The 3,580-nt window shown below is 77.7% G+C and carries 2 protein-coding genes; one reads left to right on the top strand and one right to left on the bottom strand.

Annotated features, from left to right (window positions below; all coding sequences use genetic code 11):
- Positions 1-2,037: BTAD domain-containing putative transcriptional regulator (locus ACQRUO_RS38930; protein WP_428320917.1), on the bottom strand; the 2,037-nt coding region annotated here is incomplete at its 3' end.
- 414 nt (positions 2,038-2,451) lie between these two features.
- Here ACQRUO_RS38930 and ACQRUO_RS38925 point away from each other — a divergent pair.
- Positions 2,452-3,580, top strand: a 1,129-nt coding sequence (locus tag ACQRUO_RS38925) for a lantibiotic dehydratase (protein WP_428320916.1), incomplete at its 3' end; no start/stop codon positions are given.

Here is a 3,580-nt window from a genome sequence, read left to right as displayed (position 1 = left end):
CACCGCGGCGGCGAGCGGCGCGCTGCGGCCGAGCGCCGCGGCCGTCGGGTCGCCGGGCCACGCCAGTTGCAGCGCCGCGCAGGCGCCGGCGAGCAGCGCGCCGAGCAGCCGGTCGGTGGTCCGCCCGGCCTCGTCGTCCGGTACCAGGGAACCGGATCCCTCGCCCGCATCAGCCTCGCCGGCCGCGGCCTCCGTCGCGGCCTCCGCCGAGCAGCGGCGGGCGAAGGCGCGCAGCAGGTCGTGGTACCGGTAGCGTCCGGGGGCCGGCGAGTCCAGCATGGCGACGTCGACCAGCGACTCCAACAGGTCCTCGGCCGCCCGCTCGTCCAGGCCCAGCACGGCCGCCGCCACCGAGAGCCCGACGTCGGGCCCGTCGACCCAGGCGATCAGCCGGAAGGCGTCCGCCTGGGCCCGGGTCAGCTGCCGGTAGCCGAGCTCGAAGGCCGCCGCCACCTCCAGGGCGCCGATCCGCAACTCGTCGATCCGCCGCTGCTGGCAGGCCAGCCGGTCGGCCAGGCTGCTGACCGTCCAGGCCGGCCGGGCCGCCAGCCGGGCCGCGACGATCCGCACCGCCAGCGGCAGGAACCCGCAGGCCTCCAGCAGTTCGCCCGCCTCGGCCCGTTCGGCGGCCAGCCGGTCCGGCCCGATCACCGAGGCCAGCAGCGCCTCCGCCTCCGCGGGGCTGAACACGTCCAGGTCCAGTTGGGTCGGCGCGGGCAGCTCGACCAGCCGGGTCCGGCTGGTCACCAGCACCGCGCAGTCGGCCGCGCCGGGCAGCAGCGGGCGCACCTGCGCGCTGTCCCGGGCGTTGTCCAGCACGATCAGCAGTCGGCGCCCGTCCGCCATCGACCGGAAGAGCGCGGAGCGGGCCTCCAGCCCGTCCGGGATGCTCTCCGGGGAGGCGCCGAGCGCGGCCAGGAAGGTGGCCAGCAGCAGGTCGGGGGCGAGCGGATCGGGGCCGCTGCCGCGCAGGTCGGCGTAGAGCTGGCCGTCCGGGAAGGCGGCCCGGGCCAGGTGGGCGGCGTGCAGTGCCAGCACGGTCTTGCCCACCCCGCCCATCCCGGCCACCGCGACCAGCGCGGGGGCGTTGCGTCCGGTCCGGGTGAGCGCCTCGCAGAGCTGCGCCACCAGCGCCGAGCGGCCGGTGAAGTCCGAGGTGTCGGAGGGGAGCTGAGCCGGCCTGGGCAGGCCCGGCCGGCCGGCGGGCGCGGCGGTCGGCGCACCCGCGGCGGGGCCGCTCTGGTCGGCCGGTGCACCGGGCGGCGGGTCGGCCGGGGCGGCGACCAGTTCCGGGTCGCCGTCCAGGATCCGCCGGTGCAGCGCGGACAGCTCGGGCCCCGGCTCCACGCCCAACTGGTCGATCAGCAGTTCCCGGGCCCGCCGGAAGACCCCGAGCGCGTCGGCCTGCCGGCCGGCCTGGCAGAGCGCACGCATCAGCAGCCCGTAGGGCCGCTCCTGGAACGGCCGCTCGGTGGTCAGGGTGCTCAGTTCCGGGATGCAGCGGGCACCGCGGCCCAGCCGCAGGTCCAGCTCGATCCGCTCCTCCAGCAGCCGCAGCCGCAGTTCGCCCAGCCGGGACCGCTGGTGCTCGGCGAACGGCCCGGGGATCCCGGCCAGCGGCTCGCCCTGCCACAGCCGCAGCGCCTGGCCCAGCAGCGTCCGGGCCTGCTCGGGGTCCTCGGCGCCCGCGAGTTCGGCCTCGGCGGCGAGCCGCTCGGCCTGCTGCACGTCCACCGCCTGCGGCGGCAGCACCAGCTTGTAGCCGTCGCCCAGCGAGACCAGCACCTCGGGGGTGGTGCGGTCCTGCTCCAGCACCTTGCGCCAGCGCCAGGCGTAGGTGCGGATCGTGGTGGTCGCCGCGGCCGGCGGTGCCTCACCCCAGAGCGCGTCGATCAGTTCGGCCGCCCCCGCCGTGCCGCCCGGGCGCAGCAGCAGCACCGCCAGCATCGCCTGCTGCTGCGGACTGCCCAGCCGCAGGCTCACCGCACCGCGACTGCCGCGCATCGGGCCGAGCACCGAGAAACTCAGTTCGTCCATGGCTGATCCCCACCCGGCACGAAGTCTCCCGATCTTTCGCGGCTTCTTGGCAGGCACAGGTTAACCGCCTCGGGCCTGCACTCCTATCCATCGATCGGCGGGACAAGAGCGGTACGAGCGGCCTACCCGGAGCACCCCTGACGGCGATCACGCCGTGCGGCGGTCGACGGTTCCGTTGAGCCGGCATCGAGCGGGTGGGCGTCGGGTCCGCCGGCGGTTGATCGGGCGTTGACGCCCTCGGGCGTACGGTCGGGGGACCGGTCGTGGCTCGGCTGGTGATCTTCCGTCAACTGCCCGAGGCCGTCCGCCAGGCCCTGGGGCCGCTCCGACGGATCCTGCCGGGCGCGCGACAGGATCCGTCAGGGGAGAGGCCCTGGTGCTCGCCGGCGACCGCCCCAGCGAAGGAGTCCTCCCATGCCGGCCCAGCTGCCCGCCCGTGGCGGCGACCCGCTCTTCGGGTGCGGCGAGGCGGCCCTGTTGCAGGCCGCCGTCCGCCCGCCCCAGGGCACCCCGCCCGGGCCCGACGACCGGGAGCTGCTCCGGCTGGCCACCCACGACCCGTTGCTGCGCGAGGCGATCGCCATCGCCGACCCCGCGCTCAGCCACACCCTGGACCGGCTGGTGGCGGGTGAGGTGGTGGACGCCGGGCAACTGCGCCGGGCCGCCCGCGCGGTCACCTGCCATCAGCTGCGGATGTCCGGCCGGGCCACGCCGTCCGGCCTGATGGCCGGGGTCGCCGCGGTCGGCTTCGGGCCGGCGGCCCGGGTGCGCTGGGGGTACCAGCACACCAAGTCGGTGCGCCCGGACCCGGACTGGCTGGCTGGGCTGGTGGACCGGTGGGAACGGGATCCCGCGGTGCTGGCCGGCCTGCGGCTGGTGGCTGCGTCGAAGGCGGCGGACTCGACCGTCCGGACCGCGCTGGTGGCCCGGGCGCTGGCGCTGGCCGCGCACCCGATCGACCATGCCGAGCTGGGCGCCGCGCTGCGGGCCGAGCTCGCCGCCGGCGATCCCGCGGCGGCGCCGGGGGCGATCGACCGGCTGCTCGGCGACCTGGTCCGGCAGCGGCTGCTGCTGACCGGGCTGCGGCCGCCGCGGCACGACGCCGCCGACCCGCTCGGCCACCTGCTGGCCCGGCTGCCCGAGTCGGCGACCAGCCGGGAGCTGACGGCCGTCCGCCGCGAGCTGGCCGGCTACGCCGATGCCCCGATCGGCGCCGGTCGCGCGGCCTGGCAGGCCGTCACCGCCCGGATGCGGCGGCTGCACGCGACGGACCGGCCGGTCCGGGTCGACCTCGGGCTGGACGTCGAGGTCTGCCTGCCGACCGCGGTCCGGGCGGAGGCCGAGCAGGCGGCGGCCGTGCTCTGGGCGGTGGCGGCCGGCCGGCCGGGACCGGCCGCGCTGCGCGCGCACCACCGGGACTTCCTGGCCCGCTACGGCGTCGGCCGGGCGGTGCCGCTGGCGGACGTGCTGGACCCGACCACCGGGCTCGGCGCCCCGGCCGACCACCGGCCGGCGCCGGGCCAGGGTGAGCAGCGGCCGGCCG

The organism is Kitasatospora sp. LaBMicrA B282, assembly GCF_050325825.1.
Lineage (GTDB): Bacteria > Actinomycetota > Actinomycetes > Streptomycetales > Streptomycetaceae > Kitasatospora.
This window is presented reverse-complemented; position numbering and strand designations above follow the sequence as displayed.